Below are 22,180 nucleotides of genomic sequence, written 5' to 3'. Positions count from 1 at the left end.
CTTTTATCAATAATTTTTATAAAGCGCTTGCTCATGACCTTACGTCATGATGTATAATATATATTAGGAGGTGAGAATGATGGCAAAATTCAGAGCAATACCAGAAGGGTTTATGACAGTTGGGGAAGTTGCCAAGAAAATGGGAGTTACAGTCCGAACTCTACAATACTACGATAAAGAAGAATTGCTTTCCCCGTCTGCAGAAAGCGAGGGAGGACGTAGGCTTTATACCGATAAAGATCTAGTTATGCTTCATCAGATTATATCCTTGAAATCACTTGGTTTTTCTCTTAAGGACATAAAGGGAAGTTTGAACTCTTTGAAAACTCCAGCTGAAGTTGCAAATGCTCTTACAGAGCAAGCAGATGATATTCGCCAAAAAATAGAACAGCTTCAGGCATCATTGTCAGAAATAGAGCAGTTAAAAGTTGAAGTTTTACAAATACAGACGGTTGACTTTAAGAAGTATGCAGATATTATTGTCAATTTACAAATGAAGAATGAATCTTACTCTCTGATTAAACGTTTTGATGATGATACGCTAGACCGCATACGCAGTCGATTTGACAAGAAAAGCGGAGTAGACTTTATGGACAGATTTAATCGCCTAAGTGATGAGATTGTGCGACTCCAAAAAGAAAAGGTGCCCGCTGAAAGTGAACAGTGCCAACAAGTTGTACAAGAATACTGGAGCTTGATCATGGAGTTTACAAATGGAGATTTGACTATGCTTCCGAAGTTGATGGAAGTCGGTAATATTGACACCGCTACTAACGCTTGGGAGGAAAAGCAAAAAATCGTTAACTCATATTTAGAGCCCGCTTTGCAAGTTTATTTTTCAAGACTTGGAACCAATCCCTTTGAGGAGGTATAGGCATGAAATACGCAATAGAGGTTCGTGGATTAGAGAAAAACTACGGAAGTAAGATGGTCCTAAAAGGTCTTAATCTTCAAATCGAAAAAGGAGAAATTTTCGCTTTACTCGGTGTGAATGGAGCTGGGAAAACAACAACACTTGAATGTATCGAAGAACTGAGAAAATATGATGGAGGCACTATTGTTGTAAACGGCAAAATGGGAATTCAACTACAGTCCTCCTCTCTACCCGCTCACATCAAACCGATGGAAGCCATAAAACTCTTTGCAAAATGGAATCATACACACATTGATGATGTTATGCTAAAGTCCCTTGGCATAAAAGAAATTGAAGAGTCGCAATACATAGAATTATCCACTGGCCAAAAAAGAAGATTACATCTTGCTCTTGCACTTATCAGTAATCCAGATATTATTTTTCTCGATGAACCGACAGCGGGACTTGATGTTGAAGGACGACTATCTCTCCATGAACAAATCCGAAAGCTCAAATCACAGGAAAAGACAATCGTCTTGGCAAGCCACGATATGGCCGAAGTTGAAACCCTATGTGACCGCATTTCCATTTTGAATAGTGGTAAGATCGTTTTTTGTGGTACTCCTTCAGAACTGACAGAAAAACTTGGAAGAAAATATTTCATCCATTTAAAGACCCAGGAAGGGGAGGATACATATGAAACAGATACGATCGAGGATAGCTTAATTTCATTATTGGAAGAATGCAAACAAAAAAATATCCAGATATTGGATATCAAGGTTGATCGTGGCACACTGGAGCAGCATTTCATCGAAATGGCAAGGAGGGGTTCGGAATGAATGGTTTTTTATATAGCCTAACATTACAGTGGAAATTGGACATACGAAGTAAGTCTCTCTTGGTTACTTACTATATTGTACCGCTTATTTTCTTTCTTCTCATGGGTGGTATTTTTACTTCCGTTATGCCTGAAATGGGTAGCACACTTATACAGTCAATGATAGTCATGAGTGTTTCAATGGGAGCCTTTCTCGGTTTACCGCCTTCCTTGATTGAAACATACGGAAGCGACATAAAAAAGATTTATAAAGCAAATGGTGTGCCTATTCATTTAGGATTGGTGACAATGGTTCTCTCTGCCTTTATTCATTTGATGATTACCTGTATGGTGATCCTACTACTTGCTCCAATTTTATTTAAAGCAAATCTACCAAGTCAATTTCTTTTATTCTTTCTCGCGCTTGCCATCTACATTTTTGTATCGTTGAGTATCGGAAGTATACTGGGCCTTACTGTTAATAATCAAGCAAAGCTGACCATGATAGCGCAACTTGTATTTTTACCCTCAATTATGCTTTCAGGGATTATGTTTCCAATTAGTTTGCTACCTGATTTTCTTCAAGTAATAGGCCATGTTTTTCCGGCTTATTGGGGATACCGTTTGATGTTAGATAAAGGGCTTCGACTTGCAAATCTATGGTATTTGATTCTGCTAACTTGTATAGCAGTAATAACATGCATTTTACTAATGAATAAACAAAAATCTGAGTAAATAGCTGAATAAAGCAAAATGGATTAATTACACCATTAATTTAAAAGAAAAAAGCGACGAGATTATTTGTTATCTCGTCGCTTTGCTGTTTTTCAGGGGTCAAGCTCATGACTTGGTTAAGTTTGATTCTGCCTTTTCTTCTCAAAAGGTGATAACTCTTTACCCTAGTATTTGCTCAACTTCCTTAATCTTATTTTTAGAGTTTAATACTGACTAGTTAGTATCCGTTGTGATATTGAAACTTCTTTCTCCCACCGTCTGAGCACCTCTTTCAAAGGCTCATCTAGATAGGTATAGGCCTTGTCCTTTATCCAATCAGGGATTCCATAAGCTGCTTCGGCGATACTTCCTGTGATAGCAGCAAGAGTATCACTGTCCCCACCAAGAGAAATCGCATTTCGAATCGCATCTTCAAAATCTGTACTTTCTAGAAAGGCAACGATGGCCTGAGGAACGGTATCCTGACACGTTTCATTGAAACGATAAGTAGGACGAATTTCATCTAGTGTTTGAGAAAGATTATATCCATACTCTTGTTCTATGTGTTCCTTGATGAGTCTCTTACACTCTGTAGGATTATCGTTGATCGGTTTTCCATAGTCGCCACTGTAACCTCCAAAGTAATAACGACACATAAAGATAGCATCAGACGTCGCCATAGCTCCCTTGACCCCCTCTGGATGGTTATGAGTCACCTCTGCAGAAAGTCGTGCAAGAGCTCTTCTGGACGGCCAGGCTCCCGTTCGTGCACAAAAACTACAATCCATGGTCCAGGCACATGGAGAAACACGCATTGCTGAGCCATTGCCAAAGCTATTATAAGGTTCTCGATCGTCGCCATCAACCCAATTCCCAAATCTTGCACCGTAACCTGCATCGGGATACATCCTACCATATTTTTTCATGGCATCAATAAAGTCATCCTTCTGACCACCATTCATAATGGCTTCTGCAACGGCACAGGTCATAACCGTATCATCTGTGAAAAAACAATCCTCACGAAATAATGGAAAGTCTTTCGTTTTAATGTTGTCCCATTCATAAACAGAACCAACAATATCTCCAACTATTGCTCCTAGCATCAGATTCCTCCTTATGATATATCAGATTCATTACATATTTCCAATGAATCACTCTTTAAAAATGGCACCACCAAATTAATCCACTCTTGAGGCAGGTAAGCTGATAAATAGCCGTGGTTATAGCCCTTAGCTTCATACAGGATCGTATTGGGATGGAGCTGCTGAAATAATCTAGCTGACTCTTTCACATAGTTCAATTCTTTTTCACCGTAGATATACAGAACCTGAGCCTTGCTAGCAGAAATCGTATCCTTAAGCTTGTAACGCCCCATATAGGTTTTGTAAATAGTCACTAATGTTTTTATAGGCGTTCTTGGCAAATCCTCCAAAAAATAAGCTTTTATTTCCTCTGGATAAGCCAGTTTAGGATAGAGTTTGTTCATCATGCTTAACTGAAGTTTACAAGAGAATTTACTAAACATCAGTTTGCCAAATAGACGTACAAGAAAAATGCTGATATTAGCTAATCTTGGTTGAGGAATACAGAGGCTTCCGTCTATGATGACCTTCTCAGCTATCTCGCTGTCTAATGACAAAAGCTCCATAGCAATTTGACCACCAAGTGAAACGCCACCGATTGCAAACAATTTCCCACCACAGTTTGCTTTTATATAGTCTAGAATCTCCAAAGCAGAATCTTCAGTAGAAACATAATCAAGTTGATATTCTTCGCCGTGGCCATTCAAGGTGGGTAGAATGACACGATACTCCTCCGACAAGATCCGTGCTTGACGAAGATAATTCCACCAAGAACTGCCACCGCCATGTATGAGCAAGATAGAAGGCAAATTATTATCACCAAATTCATGGAATTTCATATTTAAACTCCTTACTAAAGGACTTTCACTAGATATATACTTGTTCAATCAGTTTGAACAAGTAGTGATGACTCATCAAATAAAAAGTCTCTAACATTGATTATCTAGAATGACCACACGTTACTTTTAATAATGGATATCCTGATCAAAATTTTAAAATGTTGTTTCCTTACTAATTCTATTACTAGCCAATATCGTATAAATCAAATAACCAATAAAAATAACATGACAACCAGTCTTACAACTTACTACTTTTCATATGATAATTTACAAATGTCTTTCCAGCCACTCAATCTTTTTAAAATCCTTATTGTTATTATGATCATTTCGATAGGAGTCTTGAGAAGAAGCTTTGTAAATACTTAGATACTGCTCCAGACTTGGTAGACGAAAAGTGATGTCATCGAGATGAATCAGCTCTATATCCAATTCCGAAACTCCTGCAAAATCAGGTAAGGAATCGATACTTCCAAATTCAACACTCACTCTATCCTTTTGGAATTCATGCTCATGAATATCTATTAAGACGTAGCCTAAGTCTTTCATCACTTTCATTATCTTGTCCCAGTCATAAATTCTGAGATGATCAGGTGCTTCCCAACCTCTAGGGTCACCAGACACATGAATGTCAATGTCAGACGGCCCCCAATTTTCTTTCGTTCTAAACTCCAATCCCAAAGACCCCATCAGTGTCGGTGTAATTCCGACTCGATTTAAATGGAAACAAATGGTTTTAAATTCTTCAAATAAGAGATTCATTTTTACTCTATACCTTTCATCTAAATGTTCGTTATTTCTACTTTATAACCTTGAACAAAATCATCTTCATTTTCTAGAGTATATCCAGTTATTTTGGATACAAATTCTTTTTATTGCTAATTCTATAACTCGCCAATATAGTATAAATCAAATAACCAATAAAAATGATAATAAAAATAACATTAATTTTTAACACAAAGTAGAGATTTAACAAATTTGCAAACGCATGAAATAATATACAGTATCCCACAGATTTCGTTTGACGATAAAGAAGCCCTAAAACAAAACTTAAAAATAATGTATATATAAAAAATAAAATAAAAGGAAATCCTTGATGACTTTCTCCAACTATAAACCATAAAGGCAGATGCCAAATTCCCCAGATTGAACCTACAATCAAATTAGATTGCCAATAAGTATATTTTTTATCAAGTAATGGTTGTAAGATTCCTCTCCATCCTAATTCTTCATGTCCACCACCAAAAAAAATTAATTGAATAAAGAATAGTGGCATTAGATAAATGGATACTCCATTTAATTCTAAGGAAGATACAGAAAATAGTATCAAAATTGCTAACATATGAATTATGAAATAAATACTACTATTTTCTCTTTTATTAAATAAAAAATGTTTAAATTTTATATTATTACTTTTCAAATAAAACACACTTGCAATAGCTGGTCCGAGTGCACCTATTATTTGTAATGTTCTCCCTATAAAAGTTTCTATTCCAAAAATATAAGATTGTGTAAATATAGCAAGAAGCCCCCAAGCTATATAAGTAATCCCAAAAGTAAAATAAAGATAATTTTTTAAATTCTTTTTGTCAATTTCTGTCATTTTATCTTCCTTATTTTGATTATTTTATATGTAATATTTGTTACTGCTTCTTAGTTGCTCTCGATTATAACTACCTATATTCTATCACAAAAACACAAAAAAAGCCTTACAATCAAGGCTTTTCATTATTCATTTCGTCAATACTTTAGTTTCGTAGATTCAGATTCGCATGATAAAAACTAGTCAATTTTCTCTATGATATTTCCAAGTTTATTCAATATAAGACATGAATGATCATTTAGTGGAATTATGGGAACATCAACAAGTCCTTCAGCTATATCCTTATTTGCTTTATCATTCCATGAATCATAATGGACACTAATTAAAAACTGACTAAAGATTCCTAATCCATTTTTTATCTTTATCTGATGATCTGAATTATCATTAGGTGAGACATAGACTTTTTCTCCTAATAATAGGGCTCCTGCAGAAAAACCTATAACTTTCGCCCCTTTATTAATCATGTGATCGATATAATTTTTGAACTCCTGATTGACGTAAGTAGCTATATATTTTTCCGTATTTCCACCACCAATGATAATTAGATCAGCATCTAAATAGCTATCAAAATCAATCTGCTAAGAGTCCAAAAGTAAGTAATCAGTGTTTAGATTAGGAAATTGACTTTGGAAAACTTCCGTGTACTTTTTCATATAGGGTTGCCAATTATCTCGAAAAACTGTAAAAATAACAATTCTTCCAATCTTCCTTGATGACACAATTTTATTAACAATCGTATGGTTCTTTATCGGCGGATTTCCACCCATTAAAAAAATTTGTTCGTCCAATCTTTCACACTTTCTAAAAAATACATAAGTGTTTACCACGTTCTGAAATTATAATTCTTTCTTAAAATGGATAATTCTATTTGCCTCCTGAAATCCAATATTGAGATGAAATTTTATAGAATCGGTATTCGTTAAAGTACAGTCACTTGCAAATTCCTTACATCCTTTATTTTTCGCCCATTCCTCACATTTTGTACAGAGATTTTTAGCAATATCCTTTAAACGATATTCCTCGTCGACAATAATCCCTTCTAAGAATCCAACAGGACTATATTTACAACCTTCAACATAATCAAATCTGAGTGAACATAGTGCTAGACCTATAATTGTGTCACCTTCAACTTCAGTAAAGATTGCAGTATTTTTGCCATTCGTATATCTCTTTACTTCATCAATAGCTTCTTTATCGGTCAATTGGGGCCATAATTGTTTCATTAATTTAGCCGTTTTTATAGAATCTTTTGTTATTCCATCCATATTGATGTTCCTCCGCGAATTACAAGCAAATGTTACGAATCATGCTGTTACTTTGTTACTCATTGATTGATACCAATACCATCCCCTTCTACTTTTCGACTGTCTCAGATCGGAAGAGTAGAGCCACGCACTCAGCGGTTCGGACTTACCGTATCATCGCGTCGGTGCCCCTCCTCATTCTACGAGTCCTATCCCATGGGCGGAGCATCTACTTCTACTTCGCTACTATGTAGCTCGTACAAGTAGTGATACCGCCTCAACATGTGCTGAGAGCTTTCTTCTATACTAATAGACGAAAGGGTGTGAAAATGATTTTTAAATGATACTGTGGAACGGAACAGTAGCCCTAGTATTGACTACTGTCGTTTCTATTCATATTGGCTATTCTAGGACTGAGATGAAAAAATCTATAAATGCTCAGAATAAAATTGAACCCGCAAATCTCCCCAAAACAATGGTGAGTCATGTACTTGTATTATTCCGAAAAAATACACCTCTGGTGCAGTGAGACAAATTGGTGTATCTTATAGTGGCTTCGTAGATGAAAGCTATACTCTACTATCACTCTTTGATGATGTAGAACAAATTGAAAAAGATAATAGACTTCAGACAGCTATTGATGTTGTCAGAGAACAGTTTGGTTTTTTAGCCATACAAAAAGGAACCGTCCTAACTGAAGGTTCCAGAAATATTGAACGCAGTAAACTTATCGGTGGTCATTCCGCGGGTGGATTGGAGGGATTAAAATGAAACAAGAAAAAAATACAGTACAATTTTCAGAAATCCGTAGCAAAGGATGTAATGATATTGAAATGCTTGAAAGATTTTTACATGGAATCGTTGAAACAGCAACTTCAAAACTTCGTCAGAGAAAACTCAAAACAACTGAAATATCGATACGACTAGTACATGCTAAATCTGAAAACCGATTACCATTGGAATTTACATTTAGCATTAAGCCAACAAGCTCATCTGTGATAATCTATACTGAGGTAATCAATCGCTTTAAAGAATGTTACACAGGTGGGGGAATTCAAGGTTTTACGATTCAATTTGATAAAAATACCCTTGCCTCTGCATAGAAAGGATTTGATATGATTGACCGTTCATATTTACCATTTCAATCAGCAAGAGAGTACCAGGATACAAAGATGCAAAAATGGATGGGCTTTTTCCTATCTGAACATGCATCAGCACTCTCTGATGATACAAACAAAGTAACGTACATGTCTGACTTATCACTAGAGAAGAAATTATTACTCCTCAGTCAAGTATACGCCGGGCAGCTACGCACACGCATTCAAGTGATTGAAAAAAACAAGCGTGTTTCCTACACTGGAACAATACCAAGTCTGACCAAAGATTTCATTTTGATAAAAACTACAACAGGTCACATCAATTTGAAATTAAAAGACATTATTAGTATTGAACTTGTCGAGGAGGTGCTCTATGAATCAGCTTGAGTTTCAGCGTAATCACCTACAAATGGACTATTATAGCGAGAGCTACCAAGATTTTGAACGTGACTTCTACCGCTACTCTAACATGAATATTCCATTGACCTTCCTAACTGATGATATCCTAAAAACAATGGCGACTTCACGTAAGAATTACTTTGTCCTCAATAAGGAAAAGTCCAGAGATAACCGCGATCACTTCTTCATATTTGAAGTAAGTACCGTAGATGAGAATCCGCTAATCTATCATTATACATATAAGAAAACTACAATATATTTAGCAGAAAAATAGGAGCAGTTCAATTGACTGTTCCTATTTTTAATATTCATAAAATCTAAAGTCTTTATACTCTTTAACAATGGAGTCGCCAACCAGAACAGACTATACTGACCAGCGACTACCTTAAATTTAATGTTTCAGATTTATTTTCTTATCTCTAATTTCATAAACTACATCTGCTACATTTTCGAGTAATCGTTTATCGTGGGTGATAAACACGATAGTTCCGGTGTACTCCTTCATTAGTATTTCCAAAGCCTCTAAACTTGGTATGTCAAGGAAGTTACTGGGTTCATCCATTATTAGGATGTTATATCTACCCATGAGCATTTTAGCAAGCAACAATTTTATAATTTCTCCACCGCTTAAAACAGATAAACTTTTTCCAATATCGTTCTGTTTGAACCCCATAGATGCTAGCACTGAACGAATTTCTGATATATTGTAGTCACAATCCTTCTGCATAAACTCCATAACATTCTGATTACTGTTGTACTTGTAACCATTCTGTGCAAAGTAACCTATTTTTGCCTTAGGCGAAATAGAAATTCCTTCTTCATGGTTTAAGATCATTTGGATTAAAGTTGTTTTTCCGATTCCATTACCACCAGTTAACGCCACTTTTGCTCCTAACGGAATTTGAAAAGATGCATTTTCAAACAGAGCCTTATCCCCAAATACTTTATTAATTTCTGCACCGACTATAGGGTATGGATTATGGAGCTCCAATGCTTTACTTTGCCTGAAACGAATTCTGCGAATGCCTTCCGGAGCTTCTACTTTTCCTAAGGCCGCAATCCTGTGCTCTAGGGTTTTAGCAGCATTATACATCTTTTTTTCCTTACTTCCTATTGATTTTTGATGAGCTAAACGCCCTCCGTCTTCAGTACTTTTTTTCTTTGAAGAACCTTTTGCCTTCTGTTCTATTTTACGAGCCTGTTTTCGCTTTTCCTCCGCAGCCCTTTCCAATCGGGCACGTTCCGCAATAAATTGTTCGTATTCTGCAGCTTGGCTCTTACGTTCTTCCTCTTTCTGACGAAGATAATCAGAATAGTTTCCCCAATACTCAGTGATTTTGCCATCTTTCAGTTCCCATATTTTATCTACTATTTCATCAAGAAAATAGCGGTCATGGCTAATAACTAACAGTGCACCTGTAAAATATTTTAGCTGTCCTATTAGAAAATCAATTCCTTCACGGTCTAAATGGCTCGTAGGTTCATCCGCTAAAATACCATGAACCTGTGCCGATAAGGCCTGTGCTATTTTAAGCCTTGTTTCTTCACCACCGCTCATAGTCTGTATATTTAATTGCTCAACACCTAGCTTGCCTACAAGTGCAAAATCTTTTTCCTCCTGCAGAGTTACTTCGTCCAACTGGGGAATATAGGCAAGTTCACCCAGACGATTCATTTTACATCCTGGGGGAGTTAATTCTCCTAAAAGTACCCTGAGTAAAGTGCTTTTTCCAGCACCATTTGCTCCTACTAAACCAATACGGTCATAATCATATACTTCTAATTCATTTATATCTAAAACATCGCGTCCTTTGAATTCCACACGAATGTCTTTTGCTTTTAATATTAATTCCATAACATTTCCTCCTGTCTATAATCGCATGCTTTCATTTGCTTGTATGCAGGGAAAACCCTGCGATTTTAGCAGGAAGAGTTACATGAAAATAAGATACATAAATATTCCTCCAATATTGTTTATTTTAAATCTAATTTTCTAACCTCAGTTATCATTTGGCAAACTATAGCAATGCCAATAATTAAAATACCTGATAGTAAAAACCAATGATTTACACCGATTTTATCAGCAAAGAATCCAGAAAGAATTAACCCAATTGGCATAGCAAGTGACATGATACTTCCGATCAAAGAAAATACACGTCCTAAATATTCAGGCTTAATTTTCTCCTGAAAAAGAGCTGTTTGCACACCGCTATAAAATGGCACCGAAAGCCCCATTATTGCACAGCAAACTACGAATATTACAAATCCATTTGGAGGAAGTATTCCCGAAACGGCTAAACTGGTCCCCATTATAAAAAATGAACTTGTTATTAGTAATACATGCTTTTCGAAGCCCCCTAATCTTCCTAATAATAAGCCTCCTGCTAGCATCCCAAATGCAAAGGAAATTTCCGTAATAGAAATATGCACAGGCGTTCCATTAAAGTGTTCCATGCTTATTAAAGGAAATAGTGCATTGATTGGCATATAAACAAAAGTATATAGTGTTCCTAAGAGTAATAAGGCAAACAATCCTTTGTTTTGTCTCAGAACCACAACTCCTTCTTTCATCTCCCTTATGAAATTTGGTTCTAAACTTTGCACTTGATTACCCAGCTTAGGTATACGTACAATTGCTACCGTAATAGATGCAATCACAGCACCCAATACGTCGATGGCAATAATAGCATTTAAATCCCAAACGGAGTATAAGAGTGCTGCAACTGCCGGACTAACAATATAGCTTATAGACTGCAAAGACTGACTATAGCCTGCGCATTTCGTTAGCTGTTCTTCTGGTACTAAAAGTGGTGTAACCGCATTGAGTGCTGGGGTATGAAAAGCTGTTCCAATGCTACGGATAAACAATACTATCATAATCATCCAGACAGGTAGCTCCATACAGAATGCAACAATAGCAAGCACTGCACCAGCTGCTGCGATAATTAAATCGGCACCAATCATTATCTTCTTCCTATCATGACGATCCACTAGCACACCAATGGCAGGTCCCAAAATCGCATAGGGTAAAAAACCTACTAATGAAGCCATAGACAAGACCATCGCAGATCCTGTTTTTTCTGTAAGGTAAAAAATAATCGCCATTTGCAGGATGGCACTAGTGATTAATGATACTGCTTGCCCTGCCCATATTGCATAAAATTTTCGTTTCCAATTGTTGTATTTTTCCATTTATATTATCTCCTGCATATTATTTTGCTTGAATTTCTATTTTGAATAGCATTCTAGGCAATAAAAAATGCAGGCCAAACCCCACAATGTGGCTTTTGGTCTGCATACATACAATTTGGAAACATTCATATTAAAGACATAGTTAAATAAAGGTATAGTTAAATAACCAATATCCTCACCGTAACTAATGAATGCTCAATATCGTATAAATAAGCACAACAAAAAAGCCTATCATCGGGTATAGATTCTGCTTTTTTTATTGCCAGCTTATCTTAAACGCATTGAGGCTGTCATAGTTTCGGTTCCTCCTACATCTTTGTTTATATCAATTTATAGTATAACACAACAAGATGATATGTTCAATATAAAAGTTATGGAATGAGACTCATACTTCCAATTCGATGCCAGATTTAAAGGATATGACGAAGTTTTCTTCATAGACTGTAACGCTCTGGATTATCTTCCTTAGTAGCAAGCGATTAGCTTTCACAAAATCTTCTGTTTGTAGTTTTAAAAATTCATCAGGATTTTCTAACTCAACCTCAAAATATTTCATTTTACATTCCCTCATTTCATTTATTGATAAATTGAGTTTGCAAAAAAGAGTGGACAATTTTTGTCTACTCTTAACCTTTAAAATAGTTTTTTTTAATCGATTTGAAGTTGCCTAAATTATTACTTATTCGGTAAAATGAAGTATTGCTTTCAACAGATTTCCTTCAACTACACTTCACTTGATTCAAACAAGGTGGGTACATTTCTATTCCCACAAACTCCTTGTCAATGGAAACAAACACGTACCCACAGGGTAAATGGAAATAGAAACTGATAATTTCTAGCTATCACTTCTACTCATTCCAAAAATTTTCTCACTCTGATACTTACCCACCATAAAGCAAAAAGCCTTGCAATCAAGGCTTTCATTATCCCTTTCGTTCAAAGGTTTCTAAGCTTTTACGAGCAGAGCGACACACTCAGCGGTTCGCTATCTCCGTTCTGTCTGCGTGCTAGCACTTGTCAATCACGGACAGCTATCGCATGGGCGGAAGTAAATGCTAATCTTCGTCGTTTTACTCCTTGACTAGCAAACTTACCGCCTCAACATGATGCGTTTGCGGAAAAAGGTCCACCGGCTGTACTTTCTTCAACTCATAGCCCAACTCTTGATAGAGTTTGATATCACGCGCCATGGTAGCAACGTTACAGGAGATATAGGCGATGCGGTCAGCTCCTGTTTGGGCGCTTGCTTTGATGAAGCTGTCAGTCAAGCCCTTGCGTGGTGGGTCGACCAAGATGACAGTTGGTTGGATACCTTCCTTGAGCCAATTTTTCATGGCATTTTCTGCTGTATCACAGACATAGTGAGCATTGGTAATGCCATTTATACTAGCATTCTTCTGGCTATTTTCTACAGCTTCTGGAATGACCTCGACCCCATAAACTTCCTTGACATGCTTGGCAACTGATAAGCCAATGGTCCCAATTCCTGAGTAGGCGTCAATCACGACGTCATCTTCTCTTAAATCCGCAAAGTCAATAGCTGTCTGATAAAGCTTCTCTGCCATTTCAGTATTGACCTGGTAAAAGGCTGGTCCAGAGATTTGGAAGCTATTCCCCAACATTTGGTCCGTAATGTAATCTTGATCATAAAGCCTACGCCATTCTTTCCCGAAAATTGCATTGGTATTCTGGTCATTGATATTTTGCATGACAGACACAATCTCAGGAAATTGCTGGATCAGCTGTTCGATCAACTGGTCCACACGGAAAATCTTGGGACGAGTGGTGACCAAAATGACCATGATTTGACCTGAATGATGGCCACGACGAACAACAAGATTACGAATCAAGCCAGACTGTTCTTTTTCATCATAAGGTTTTAAGTCATAACGACGAAGCAAATCTCGTAAAGCCACAATAACTTGATCAATAACTGGATCCTGGATATAAAAATCTTCCAGAGGCATGAGGTCATGAGAATTCTTACGGAAGAAACCAGTCTCCAGAACACCATTTACATGACGAACAGGAACCTGAGCCTTGTTACGATACTTGACAGGATTTTCCATGCCAAGTGTATCTGCGACCTCTATATCCGTGATTCCAGCAATTTTATAGAGGCTATCTTTTACTTGTTTGGATTTAAACTTGAGTTGTTCTGGATAAGCTAGATGCCCCAAGTCGGCAATACCTGAACGTAGGTAAGCCAAATCTAAGCCTTGATTACGATGAGGAGATTGTGTTAGGTATTCCTCGACTTTACCAAAGCCAATCTTCTTGTTGACTTTAAGGACACGCATAAGGATTTTTTCAGTCGGAAGAGCATTCTCTACAAAAAAGACCAAGCCATCTACCTTGGCAACTCCTGCTCCTTCATGGGTCAAATCGACAATCTCTACTTCAACAATATCATTTTTCTTTAACATATTTTTCACTTTCTATGAGCCGACAAAAAAAGACGGCAACAATCCTGTTACCATCTATTATACCATGAATTGACCTAAGCACCAAAACTCTTGAAGAAATCAAGGATAGCTTGCCAAATTGAGCTCAGGATATTTCCACCGTCTTGAATAGCTTTATTGGCATCAAAGTTTAGGTCGATATTACTGAAACTATCACCTGCTTGCGCAACAATACTTTGTTTCAAATCTTTTAGCGTCTTTGTAAAGTCTTCGTTATTAAGAATGTCGCTCTTTGAAAGATTGAAGGCAAAGTTGATGATGACATTAACTTGATTACCTGTAACAACTTGATCCAGTTTGTAGTTCTTCAAGGTATCTTCAACAATCTTACGAACATCGTCCTCAGTAAGTTCGCCTTTAGACTCTTTGGCTTTAGCAATTGCAGCCTTAATATCAGCAAGGGCTACATTAAGTTTATTAGCATCATAGCCAGATTTGTCCTTGTTTTCATCATTGATGTCCGACAAGGCTTTTAACTCTTCCTGTGCCAAGTTTTTATTTTCTTGTGGAAGTTGGACACCGTTGGACTCAAGGGAATAGTAAATACCTGCCAGGGCACTTTCGCCTGTTACAGGGATTGGTGCAGCAACGGTAATACGCGCATGCTCTACACCCAAGGTAACAGCCGCATTACGGTACATATCTTGCGTCACTTTCGTGATATTTTCAGGTGTTTCAATCTTCACCTCAAGTGGAGATTTTTCTCCTAATTTTTGGATTTTTGCTGAAGAATAAAGTTGAAGACTCGAATCATTAGCTACATTCATAATCTTTGAGTAGACATCTGGTGTCATGGTCTTCAAATCTTTAGTATCTTTTGAGGCATCATAGCCAAGTTTTTTCAGTGTTTGATTTTTTTGATCTTCCGTTAGTGAAGAACCCAAGACGTACTCAGGTTGAACATAGGTTTCATCAATTACTTTTTGAACATCAGTTGCTGCTTGAACGTTTTGCAGTGTTGCAACTGCTAAAAGAACTGCACCGCTAGTTAGAAAGAATTTCTTTCGCATGAGACGTTCCTCCTTTTCTACTCTAGCATATTAAAGTATCCTTAAAGAAAACTTATAAAAGCACCTAGAAATTCTAGATGCTTAAAATAGATTAAAAATTTTCATAATATAGAGATTTAGCTGAACCTGTCTAGAGTAATAATAGTTTCCCCCATCTACATAAAGTTCTCCACCTTGAAAAATAGAAATGGGATTAATGTAGCGATAGGTTTTCCCTGTTGTATTTCCTAATATAGGCGCAACTGTATCTCTGGAATATTGCTTAGCTAGGACAAGAGTATTCTTTTTCCCATTCTGGGCGATAAAATCGATATAAGCAGGTCCAAAGTTATAAGCTTGAATGGCTGTCCAGACATCCACTCCTTTTTCTTGAGCTAGATAGAGATTTTCTGTCAAGGTTTGAACCCCTTGCCGAATACTACTTGCATTATCGTTTATGGTATCAGTAGAGCCACTAGCAGATTCACTTGACTGCATCACGTCTCCTTCTTTACCCTTAGTTTCTGTATAAATCATGGCGAGCACAAGCTCTTCGTTTGCTGGGGTATCTCTTTCATTTAAGATTTCGCGAACCATGGGTTGGTAGGTCATGACTTGTTTAACATCCTGACGAATGAGATAAGCTTTATATCCAACGAAAAGGAAGATTGCTAGCACTAGCACTCTTCGTATAAATTTAAACATTATTTATTTTGAATATCCTCGATGTTTTTGATTAAGATAGAATAGGTTCCATTATCATTTTGAATGAACTCAACTGATTCTGCATCTTGATAGACATTGTTTGGTACGATGAGTTCAATCCCGTTTGACAAGGAAAGTTTCTGATTCTCAAATCTCTTTAATTGACGACTGGCATCAATCTCATCAAACTGAACTGGCTCAGGTACTGCTTGTTTCACTTGGTCAACAAAGCTTAAACGAGCCGTCAGATTGTTATCAAAAAGGTCATTGGCTAATTTTTCTGGAGAGAGCTCATTATTCTCTTCAAGATGATTGTAAATTGCCGATTTTACCTTTGATTGAAATTGAAAATCATCTGTGTTGAAGGTTTCGGCAATTTTTTGAGCCGTTTTTTCTAGTTCCTTAATAGATTTCTTAGGTGAAATCTTTGGTTGTTCTTGAATAAGATTCTCAGAAAAATAGTTCAAAAAAGCTCCATTGTACTTGATGCGTTTTTCAATCAAGTGATACTTGCGACTTTGAAGATTAACCACAAGGGCTTCATCTGCTCCAGTTCCAAATCCAGGTAAGTTATTCTGAGTCAGTTTGATTGGATTGTCAACCTCACCACCTAGGTGTGTTAAGGTTTCTCGCAATGCAATTCGCAGGAAGGCAAAGTGTTCAACTCCTTCTTTTGAAAACTGTACAAAAACCAAGTCATTAGTCTTTTGATTTTCAGATACAGAGAATTCCTCTTTCCAGAGATTAGCAATTGTAACAGATGTTTCCATTAAATCTTCTGTGATGTGATTGAAAAAAGGATTATCCTCTTCAAAAATACCAGTTTTGGCATCATCCGAATACACACGTTCCACTTTTTTACGTAAGTATTCCTCGATTTTAGGAGTGATATTGAGAAACTTATCCGCCAAGAACAACTCTGTGTCATCAGGGCTGAACTGATGGATAATGGCTTTCTTAATATAAATATCCATAAAATATTAGTCCTCATATAATGGGAAGGCATCTGTCAAGGATTTGACTGCACTTCTCACTTCTTCTAAGACAGTTTCGTTTTCTGCATTCTTAAGGGCTTTAATAATAAGTTCAGCAACTTGACGGCTTTCATTTTCACCAAAACCACGAGCAGTAATTGCTGCCGCTCCGATACGAATACCACTTGTCTTGAATGGTGACAACGTTTCATAAGGGATTGAGTTTTTATTAAGGGTAATATTGACCTCATCCAATAAGTTTTGGGCTACTTTTCCACTTTCCACAACCTTCGTGACATCCACTAAGAAGAGATGGTTTTCAGTACCGCCAGAGATAATACGGAAATCAGAATCTTGCAGGAATACTTCAGCCATAGCCTTGCTGTTCTTGATAACATTAGCAGCATATTCTTTAAAGGCTGGATCCAATACTTCTTTAAAGGCTACAGCCTTAGCAGCAACAACATGCTCTAAAGGACCACCTTGGATACCCGGGAAAATAGCGGAATTGATTTTTTTAGCAAAGCCTTCATCGTTCGTCAAAATCAATCCACCACGTGGTCCACGAAGAGTTTTGTGGGTCGTTGTCGTTGTGATATGTGCATATGGAACTGGATTTGGGTGAAGACCAGCTGCAACCAAGCCAGCAATGTGGGCCATGTCGACCATGAGTTTTGCTCCCACAGCATCCGCAATTTCACGGAATTTTGAGAAATCAATAATGTGAGAATAGGCTGAGGCACCAGCAACGATAAGTTTTGGTTGCACTTCCTGGGCTTGTTTCAAGATGGCTTCAAAGTCCAATAGCTCTGTCTCCGGATCAACGCTATATGAAACGAAGTTATAGGTTTGACCTGAGAAACTTACAGGAGCTCCGTGAGTCAAGTGCCCACCCGCAGCTAAATCCATCCCCATAACTGTATCACCTGGTTCAATCAAGACCATGTATGCTGCACAGTTAGCTTGACTTCCTGAGTGAGGTTGGACATTGGCAAACTTTGCTCCAAAAATCTCCTTCGCACGTTCAATAGCTAGAGTTTCGATAATATCTACTACATCAGTTCCACCGTAATAACGACGTCCTGGATAACCTTCGGCGTATTTATTAGTCAAGATAGACCCTTGAGCAGCCATAACAGCCTTAGAGACTACGTTCTCTGAAGCGATTAATTCAATATTGTTTTGTTGGCGTTCCTCTTCTTTGGCAATGGCATTCCATAGATCCGCGTCATAGGCTTTAAAATCATCTTTGTCAAAAATCATAGGTCTTCTCCTTTTATTAATTTAATGAAACGTTTCTGCATTTTATCGCAGGTATAACCAACTCTTTCATAAAATGCATGCGCACCTGTACGATGGTCTGCAGAATTTAAGCGAATAAAGTTATAGCTACGTTTTTCTGCTTCCTGTTCTAATCCTTCAAGCAATGTTTTACCGATTCCTTTACCTTGTGTTTGAGGTAAAACAGCTAAAGCCAGGATATTAAAACCTGGTTTTGAATAAAGGGATTCATAAACCTCAGCATGAACATAACCAAGTAAGTCATGGCTAATTGAATCCTCAAAACCAAGTAGGAAGTGATGGGAGTCTTGTGTCAACTTAGCTAGTTGACCAGCCGTTTCCTCTGGACTAAAAGCATAACCTAGCGCTTCTTTGTTAATGACACAAATTGTTTCGACATCTGTCGCTTTTAATTCACGTAGCATATCATACCTCCTCAAAAGGAATTTCAGGTATCTTGGCAAGGATATCTTCTCGAGTTATCGAACCTTGGCGTAGAATCTTCACCTTGCTGCCAGATAAGTCTATAATAGTCGAATCTTGACCAGTTAAAAAAGCATCGTCTTCCAAACCTAGAACATTTTGGTTAAAATCCTGCAGAATTTCCTTATAGGTCACACCGCTATCCTGTCCTGAAATGTTAGCAGACGGGCCGATTAAGGGACCAAACTCACGAATCAATTCTAGAGTGACGGGATGACTGGGCATGCGAAATCCAATAGTCGTCAAGTCTGAATTGACCCAGTAAGGGACCTTGTCATTAGCTTCTAGGATAATGGTTAAAGGTCCTGGCAAAAAACTTTTAACAAGTTGTTGTAAACAAGGTGGCTGATTCTTGGAAAAGTTCAAGATATCGTCTAAACTAGCAACATTGAGATTGAGAGCCTTATCTCTAGGGCGACGTTTGAGCCGATAAACATGGTCAACAGCCTTCTCATCCAAAGCTTTCGCAAAAAGGCCATAAACTGTCTCAGTTGGCAAAACTACTGCTCCACCCTTTTCCAACTCTTGCTTAATTTTCTCCATCATCAATGACAACCATCCTATCTTGGCCAAATTGGTCTTTGAGCGTTCGAACTCGTTTCTCAGGAAGATTTTCCATAAAGAGAGCGGGTACACTTTGACCTTGTTTGTAGCCAATTTCAAGATAAATCTTACCACCGTCATTTAGATAGTCCTTTGATTCTTCTGCGATTCTGCGATAGATCGCTAGACCTTCCTCGTCTGCAAAAAGGGCTAAATGTGGCTCTGAATGCAGAACATTCAAACCAACTTCTTCCTCATCTGCTCGAGAAATGTATGGTGGATTGGATACAATTATATCATATTTTGAAGAAATTTCGGAGAAACAGTCAGATTTGATAAATGTGATTTCTAAATCTAAACTCTTTGCATTCTCCGTTGCTAGGTCTAATGCATCTTGTGAAATATCAGCAGCTGTGACTGACCAATCTGCTCTATTTTTAGCTAAAGAAAGGGCAATTGCACCACTTCCTGTACCAATATCCAAGACCTTGAGATTTCCATTAGGATTTTCAGCTAGGATAAGCTCCACCAACTCTTCTGTTTCAGGTCGAGGAATCAAAACCCGCTCATCTACTTTTAACTGCATCCCAAAGAATTCAGCATGACCGATAATGTACTGGGCAGGAATATGGCTAGCTAGCTTGATGAAAATGTTCTCTACAAATTTGTAATCTTCATCAGTGACTTCTTGCTGAAGGGTAAAGATGAAGTCTGTAAAAGATAGATTTTTCAGGCTACGATAGACAAAAGAGAGGCTTTCTGCTTCCTCTCCTTGTACTATTAACTTTTCCTCAAAATCTTTAAATAGTTGAGCTAATTTCATTACTTGTTTAATTCTTCTAATTTTTGTGTTTGATCATAAATAACCAAGGCATCCACCACTTCGTCCAACTTACCAGCAAGGATTGTATCAAGCTTTTGCAAAGTCAAACCGATACGGTGGTCCGTGACACGGTTTTGTGGGAAGTTATAAGTACGGATACGTTCAGAACGGTCACCGGTACCGATAGTAGACTTACGCTCAGCATCTTGTTCATCTTGGGCAATCTGTGCAAAGTGGTCTGCCACACGCGCACGTATGATTTTCATAGCCTTCTCACGGTTTTTCTGCTGGGTACGTTCTTCCTGCATCTCAACCTTGATATTGGTTGGCAAGTGAACGATACGAACAGCAGTCGCAACCTTGTTGACGTTCTGTCCACCAGCACCTGATGCGTGGTAGATGTCAACACGAAGGTCTTTTGGATCAATATCGTATTCTACTTCTTCCACTTCAGGCATGACTAGAACTGTAGCTGTCGAGGTATGAACACGGCCTTGACTTTCTGTCACAGGGACACGTTGCACACGGTGGGCACCAGACTCATACTTGAGTTTAGAGTATACAGACTGACCAGAAACCATGGCAACGACTTCTTTGAAACCACCGACACCGTTCATAGAAGCTTCCATGACTTCAAAGCGCCAGCCTTGGGCTTCAGCATATTTTTGGTACATAGTTAGGAGGTCACCAGCGAAAAGCGCTGCTTCGTCACCTCCAGCTGCTCCACGGATTTCAAGGATGATGTTCTTGTCGTCGTTTGGATCTTTTGGAAGGAGCAAGATTTTTAGTTTTTCTTCGTATTCTTCTTTTTCAGCCTTGGCATCCTTGAGCTCTTGCTTGGCCATTTCTTCCAAGTCCGCATCTCCACCTGATTCCTTAATCATCTCTTCAGCGTCAACAATGTTTTGAAGGACTTGTTTGTACTCACGATAGGCTGTCACCGTATCACGGGTTGAAGCCTCTTCTTTTGAAAGCTCCATGAAACGCTTGGTATCAGACACCACATATGGGTCACTCAGCAACTCTCCTAGTTCTTCATAACGGTCTTCCACAGCTTGTAGTTGATCATAGATGTTCATTTTTCTTCATTCTCCTTATTGATTTCAGGGGCAAAATAATGTTTACGGCAAACCGAGATATAGGTTTCATTACCTCCAATCTGAATTTGTTCGCCCTCATAGGTAGGCTTTCCGTCTAAGGTTCTAAGAACCATAGTCGCCTTTTTCTTACAATACTGGCAAATGGTCTTAATCTCGTCAATTTTGTCTGCTAAAAGCAAGAGGTGTTTGGAACCTTCAAAAAGTTCATTGCGAAAGTCATTCTTCAAACCGAATGCCATGACAGGGATGTCTAACTCATCGACAACACGAGCTAGGTCGTAAACATGGTGACGCTTGAGAAACTGGGCTTCATCGACAAGTACACAGTAAGGTTTTTCAGGTAAATCTCGGATAAATCCAAAGATATCTGTTGTTTCGTCAATAGCAATTGCTGGTCTTTTCATCCCAATGCGACTTGAAACATAGCCAACACCGTCACGTGTATCCAGAGCTGAAGTCATAATCACAACTCCTTTTCCTTGCTCCTCATAGTTATAGGCAACCTTGAGAATCTCGATGGTTTTGCCAGAGTTCATGGTCCCATAACGATAATACAACTGTGCCATGCTTCTATTTCACGTCCATTTCTAAATTTTTGCTACATTCTAGTATACCATAATTTCTCAAAGCTTTAAATGGCAAAATGTGGTAAAATAGAAGAAATCAAATAACTAGTGGAGGACGCAATTATGCCATTTGTACGCATTGATTTATTTGAAGGACGCACTCTAGAGCAAAAGAAAGCCCTAGCTAAGGAAGTAACAGAAGCTGTTGTTCGTAACACAGGAGCACCTCAGTCAGCTGTTCACGTTATTATTAACGATATGCCTGAAGGAACTTATTTCCCACAAGGTGAAATGCGCACTAAATAAAGCTTAAGCAATCTGCTTAGGCTTTTCTTTATAAGTGGCATTCGTTGAATAAAACGCTATATTTTGATACAATTTTAAATGATATTTGTATATAAATTGTAAAAAGGA

General features: G+C 37.8%; 26 protein-coding genes and 1 pseudogene. 8 read left to right on the top strand and 19 right to left on the bottom strand.

Translation table 11 applies throughout. The features are described from left to right. The first annotated feature begins 79 nt into the window (after positions 1-79). From AC3E9F_RS03095 to AC3E9F_RS03085, 3 genes are read left to right on the top strand one after another with little or no spacing between them, the layout of a single operon-like run. The gene (locus tag AC3E9F_RS03095; RefSeq protein ID WP_490672790.1) at positions 80-874 is read left to right on the top strand and encodes a MerR family transcriptional regulator; all 795 of its coding nucleotides are present in this window, start codon (positions 80-82) and stop codon (positions 872-874) included. A gap of 2 nt (positions 875-876) precedes the next feature. Next, entirely contained in the window at positions 877-1,692 is an 816-nt protein-coding gene (locus AC3E9F_RS03090) for an ABC transporter ATP-binding protein (protein ID WP_263393625.1), read from the top strand. Beyond that, entirely contained in the window at positions 1,689-2,405 is a 717-nt protein-coding gene (locus AC3E9F_RS03085; RefSeq protein ID WP_263393626.1) for an ABC transporter permease, read from the top strand. The genes AC3E9F_RS03090 and AC3E9F_RS03085 overlap by 4 nt, the downstream gene beginning before the upstream one ends. Positions 2,406-2,608: 203 nt before the next feature. Here the strand turns inward: AC3E9F_RS03085 and AC3E9F_RS03080 are convergent, their stop codons facing one another. The 6 genes and pseudogenes from AC3E9F_RS03080 to aac(6') form a co-directional block, all read right to left on the bottom strand. Beyond that, positions 2,609-3,487, bottom strand: a complete 879-nt coding sequence (locus AC3E9F_RS03080) for an ADP-ribosylglycohydrolase family protein (RefSeq protein WP_263393627.1) — start codon at positions 3,485-3,487, stop codon at positions 2,609-2,611. An 11-nt stretch (positions 3,488-3,498) separates the two neighbouring features. Next, on the bottom strand, positions 3,499-4,305 hold the full coding sequence (locus AC3E9F_RS03075) for an alpha/beta fold hydrolase (protein ID WP_263393628.1): 807 nt from the start codon (positions 4,303-4,305) through the stop codon (positions 3,499-3,501). A gap of 267 nt (positions 4,306-4,572) precedes the next feature. Continuing rightward, complete coding sequence (locus AC3E9F_RS03070) at positions 4,573-5,064, bottom strand: phosphoribosylanthranilate isomerase (RefSeq protein WP_263393629.1); 492 nt, start codon at positions 5,062-5,064, stop codon at positions 4,573-4,575. An 88-nt stretch (positions 5,065-5,152) separates the two neighbouring features. After that, entirely contained in the window at positions 5,153-5,905 is a 753-nt protein-coding gene (locus AC3E9F_RS03065; RefSeq protein ID WP_263393630.1) for a CPBP family intramembrane glutamic endopeptidase, read from the bottom strand. Positions 5,906-6,084: 179 nt separating this feature from the next. Then, positions 6,085-6,693, bottom strand: a pseudogene (locus AC3E9F_RS03060) (Type 1 glutamine amidotransferase-like domain-containing protein). A 48-nt stretch (positions 6,694-6,741) separates the two neighbouring features. Then, positions 6,742-7,170 (bottom strand): aminoglycoside 6'-N-acetyltransferase, encoded by a 429-nt coding sequence (gene aac(6'), locus AC3E9F_RS03055; protein ID WP_214261964.1) that lies wholly within the window; start codon positions 7,168-7,170, stop codon positions 6,742-6,744. Between the two features lie 504 nt (positions 7,171-7,674). Here aac(6') and AC3E9F_RS03050 point away from each other — a divergent pair. Genes AC3E9F_RS03050 through AC3E9F_RS03035 form a run of 4 tightly spaced genes read left to right on the top strand, consistent with a single transcriptional unit; the run spans position 7,675 to position 8,919 of the window. After that, complete coding sequence (locus tag AC3E9F_RS03050; RefSeq protein ID WP_001813542.1) at positions 7,675-7,920, top strand: hypothetical protein; 246 nt, start codon at positions 7,675-7,677, stop codon at positions 7,918-7,920. Continuing rightward, positions 7,917-8,252, top strand: a complete 336-nt coding sequence (locus AC3E9F_RS03045) for a DinB/UmuC family translesion DNA polymerase (RefSeq protein WP_000806926.1) — start codon at positions 7,917-7,919, stop codon at positions 8,250-8,252. Before AC3E9F_RS03050 ends, AC3E9F_RS03045 begins: the two co-directional genes overlap by 4 nt. 12 nt (positions 8,253-8,264) lie before the next feature. Then, positions 8,265-8,633: a hypothetical protein gene (locus AC3E9F_RS03040; protein ID WP_000567222.1), complete on the top strand. Its 369-nt coding sequence runs from the start codon at positions 8,265-8,267 to the stop codon at positions 8,631-8,633. Then, positions 8,620-8,919, top strand: a complete 300-nt coding sequence (locus tag AC3E9F_RS03035; protein WP_001072467.1) for a DUF5960 family protein — start codon at positions 8,620-8,622, stop codon at positions 8,917-8,919. The genes AC3E9F_RS03040 and AC3E9F_RS03035 overlap by 14 nt, the downstream gene beginning before the upstream one ends. A 117-nt stretch (positions 8,920-9,036) precedes the next feature. On the opposite strand, the gene msr(D) is transcribed toward AC3E9F_RS03035, so the two are convergent. From msr(D) to AC3E9F_RS02970, 13 genes are all read right to left on the bottom strand, one after another. Next, positions 9,037-10,500 (bottom strand): ABC-F type ribosomal protection protein Msr(D), encoded by a 1,464-nt coding sequence (gene msr(D), locus AC3E9F_RS03030; protein WP_000420313.1) that lies wholly within the window; start codon positions 10,498-10,500, stop codon positions 9,037-9,039. 119 nt (positions 10,501-10,619) lie between these two features. Further along, entirely contained in the window at positions 10,620-11,837 is a 1,218-nt protein-coding gene (gene mef(A) / locus AC3E9F_RS03025) for a macrolide efflux MFS transporter Mef(A) (RefSeq protein ID WP_000417519.1), read from the bottom strand. A gap of 385 nt (positions 11,838-12,222) precedes the next feature. After that, positions 12,223-12,393 (bottom strand): hypothetical protein, encoded by a 171-nt coding sequence (locus AC3E9F_RS03020; protein WP_000873143.1) that lies wholly within the window; start codon positions 12,391-12,393, stop codon positions 12,223-12,225. Between the two features lie 514 nt (positions 12,394-12,907). Then, positions 12,908-14,263: a 23S rRNA (uracil(1939)-C(5))-methyltransferase RlmD gene (gene rlmD, locus AC3E9F_RS03015; protein ID WP_263393632.1), complete on the bottom strand. Its 1,356-nt coding sequence runs from the start codon at positions 14,261-14,263 to the stop codon at positions 12,908-12,910. A 74-nt stretch (positions 14,264-14,337) separates the two neighbouring features. Continuing rightward, positions 14,338-15,312: a DUF1002 domain-containing protein gene (locus AC3E9F_RS03010; protein WP_049494966.1), complete on the bottom strand. Its 975-nt coding sequence runs from the start codon at positions 15,310-15,312 to the stop codon at positions 14,338-14,340. A gap of 81 nt (positions 15,313-15,393) precedes the next feature. Continuing rightward, entirely contained in the window at positions 15,394-15,996 is a 603-nt protein-coding gene (locus tag AC3E9F_RS03005; protein ID WP_049494963.1) for a lysozyme family protein, read from the bottom strand. Beyond that, positions 15,996-16,970 (bottom strand): nucleoid-associated protein, encoded by a 975-nt coding sequence (locus AC3E9F_RS03000; protein ID WP_263393633.1) that lies wholly within the window; start codon positions 16,968-16,970, stop codon positions 15,996-15,998. The genes AC3E9F_RS03005 and AC3E9F_RS03000 overlap by 1 nt, the downstream gene beginning before the upstream one ends. Positions 16,971-16,976: 6 nt before the next feature. Beyond that, positions 16,977-18,233, bottom strand: coding sequence for a serine hydroxymethyltransferase (glyA, locus tag AC3E9F_RS02995; protein ID WP_263393634.1), 1,257 nt, complete (start codon positions 18,231-18,233; stop codon positions 16,977-16,979). Next, complete coding sequence (locus AC3E9F_RS02990; protein WP_263393635.1) at positions 18,230-18,676, bottom strand: GNAT family N-acetyltransferase; 447 nt, start codon at positions 18,674-18,676, stop codon at positions 18,230-18,232. Before AC3E9F_RS02990 ends, glyA begins: the two co-directional genes overlap by 4 nt. Before the next feature lies 1 nt (position 18,677). Continuing rightward, complete coding sequence (locus tag AC3E9F_RS02985; RefSeq protein WP_263393636.1) at positions 18,678-19,280, bottom strand: L-threonylcarbamoyladenylate synthase; 603 nt, start codon at positions 19,278-19,280, stop codon at positions 18,678-18,680. After that, positions 19,264-20,100: a peptide chain release factor N(5)-glutamine methyltransferase gene (prmC, locus tag AC3E9F_RS02980; protein ID WP_263393637.1), complete on the bottom strand. Its 837-nt coding sequence runs from the start codon at positions 20,098-20,100 to the stop codon at positions 19,264-19,266. The genes AC3E9F_RS02985 and prmC overlap by 17 nt, the downstream gene beginning before the upstream one ends. After that, positions 20,100-21,179, bottom strand: coding sequence for a peptide chain release factor 1 (prfA, locus tag AC3E9F_RS02975; protein ID WP_263393638.1), 1,080 nt, complete (start codon positions 21,177-21,179; stop codon positions 20,100-20,102). The genes prmC and prfA overlap by 1 nt, the downstream gene beginning before the upstream one ends. Next, positions 21,176-21,766, bottom strand: coding sequence for a thymidine kinase (locus AC3E9F_RS02970; protein WP_263393639.1), 591 nt, complete (start codon positions 21,764-21,766; stop codon positions 21,176-21,178). Before AC3E9F_RS02970 ends, prfA begins: the two co-directional genes overlap by 4 nt. A 123-nt stretch (positions 21,767-21,889) precedes the next feature. Between AC3E9F_RS02970 and AC3E9F_RS02965 the strand changes: the two genes are divergently transcribed. Beyond that, the gene (locus tag AC3E9F_RS02965; RefSeq protein WP_001117401.1) at positions 21,890-22,072 is read left to right on the top strand and encodes a 4-oxalocrotonate tautomerase; all 183 of its coding nucleotides are present in this window, start codon (positions 21,890-21,892) and stop codon (positions 22,070-22,072) included. Positions 22,073-22,180: the final 108 nt, after the last annotated feature.

Source organism: Streptococcus sp. SCPM-O-B-15277 (M60) (genome assembly GCF_058200335.1).
The sequence above is the reverse complement of the archived record's forward strand: the minus strand, read 5'-3'. Positions and strand labels throughout refer to the sequence as shown.

Coding starts and splice junctions, on each gene's coding strand:
- AC3E9F_RS03095 (WP_490672790.1), top strand. CDS start 80: ATGGCAAAATTCAGAGCAATACCAGAAGGGTTTATGACAGTTGGGGAA.
- AC3E9F_RS03090 (WP_263393625.1), top strand. CDS start 877: ATGAAATACGCAATAGAGGTTCGTGGATTAGAGAAAAACTACGGAAGT.
- AC3E9F_RS03085 (WP_263393626.1), top strand. CDS start 1,689: ATGAATGGTTTTTTATATAGCCTAACATTACAGTGGAAATTGGACATA.
- AC3E9F_RS03080 (WP_263393627.1), bottom strand. CDS start 3,487: ATGCTAGGAGCAATAGTTGGAGATATTGTTGGTTCTGTTTATGAATGG.
- AC3E9F_RS03075 (WP_263393628.1), bottom strand. CDS start 4,305: ATGAAATTCCATGAATTTGGTGATAATAATTTGCCTTCTATCTTGCTC.
- AC3E9F_RS03070 (WP_263393629.1), bottom strand. CDS start 5,064: ATGAATCTCTTATTTGAAGAATTTAAAACCATTTGTTTCCATTTAAAT.
- AC3E9F_RS03065 (WP_263393630.1), bottom strand. CDS start 5,905: ATGACAGAAATTGACAAAAAGAATTTAAAAAATTATCTTTATTTTACT.
- AC3E9F_RS03045 (WP_000806926.1), top strand. CDS start 7,917: ATGAAACAAGAAAAAAATACAGTACAATTTTCAGAAATCCGTAGCAAA.
- AC3E9F_RS03040 (WP_000567222.1), top strand. CDS start 8,265: ATGATTGACCGTTCATATTTACCATTTCAATCAGCAAGAGAGTACCAG.
- AC3E9F_RS03035 (WP_001072467.1), top strand. CDS start 8,620: ATGAATCAGCTTGAGTTTCAGCGTAATCACCTACAAATGGACTATTAT.
- AC3E9F_RS03020 (WP_000873143.1), bottom strand. CDS start 12,393: ATGAAATATTTTGAGGTTGAGTTAGAAAATCCTGATGAATTTTTAAAA.
- rlmD (WP_263393632.1), bottom strand. CDS start 14,263: ATGTTAAAGAAAAATGATATTGTTGAAGTAGAGATTGTCGATTTGACC.
- AC3E9F_RS03010 (WP_049494966.1), bottom strand. CDS start 15,312: ATGCGAAAGAAATTCTTTCTAACTAGCGGTGCAGTTCTTTTAGCAGTT.
- AC3E9F_RS03005 (WP_049494963.1), bottom strand. CDS start 15,996: ATGTTTAAATTTATACGAAGAGTGCTAGTGCTAGCAATCTTCCTTTTC.
- AC3E9F_RS03000 (WP_263393633.1), bottom strand. CDS start 16,970: ATGGATATTTATATTAAGAAAGCCATTATCCATCAGTTCAGCCCTGAT.
- glyA (WP_263393634.1), bottom strand. CDS start 18,233: ATGATTTTTGACAAAGATGATTTTAAAGCCTATGACGCGGATCTATGG.
- AC3E9F_RS02990 (WP_263393635.1), bottom strand. CDS start 18,676: ATGCTACGTGAATTAAAAGCGACAGATGTCGAAACAATTTGTGTCATT.
- AC3E9F_RS02985 (WP_263393636.1), bottom strand. CDS start 19,280: ATGATGGAGAAAATTAAGCAAGAGTTGGAAAAGGGTGGAGCAGTAGTT.
- prmC (WP_263393637.1), bottom strand. CDS start 20,100: ATGAAATTAGCTCAACTATTTAAAGATTTTGAGGAAAAGTTAATAGTA.
- prfA (WP_263393638.1), bottom strand. CDS start 21,179: ATGAACATCTATGATCAACTACAAGCTGTGGAAGACCGTTATGAAGAA.
- AC3E9F_RS02970 (WP_263393639.1), bottom strand. CDS start 21,766: ATGGCACAGTTGTATTATCGTTATGGGACCATGAACTCTGGCAAAACC.
- AC3E9F_RS02965 (WP_001117401.1), top strand. CDS start 21,890: ATGCCATTTGTACGCATTGATTTATTTGAAGGACGCACTCTAGAGCAA.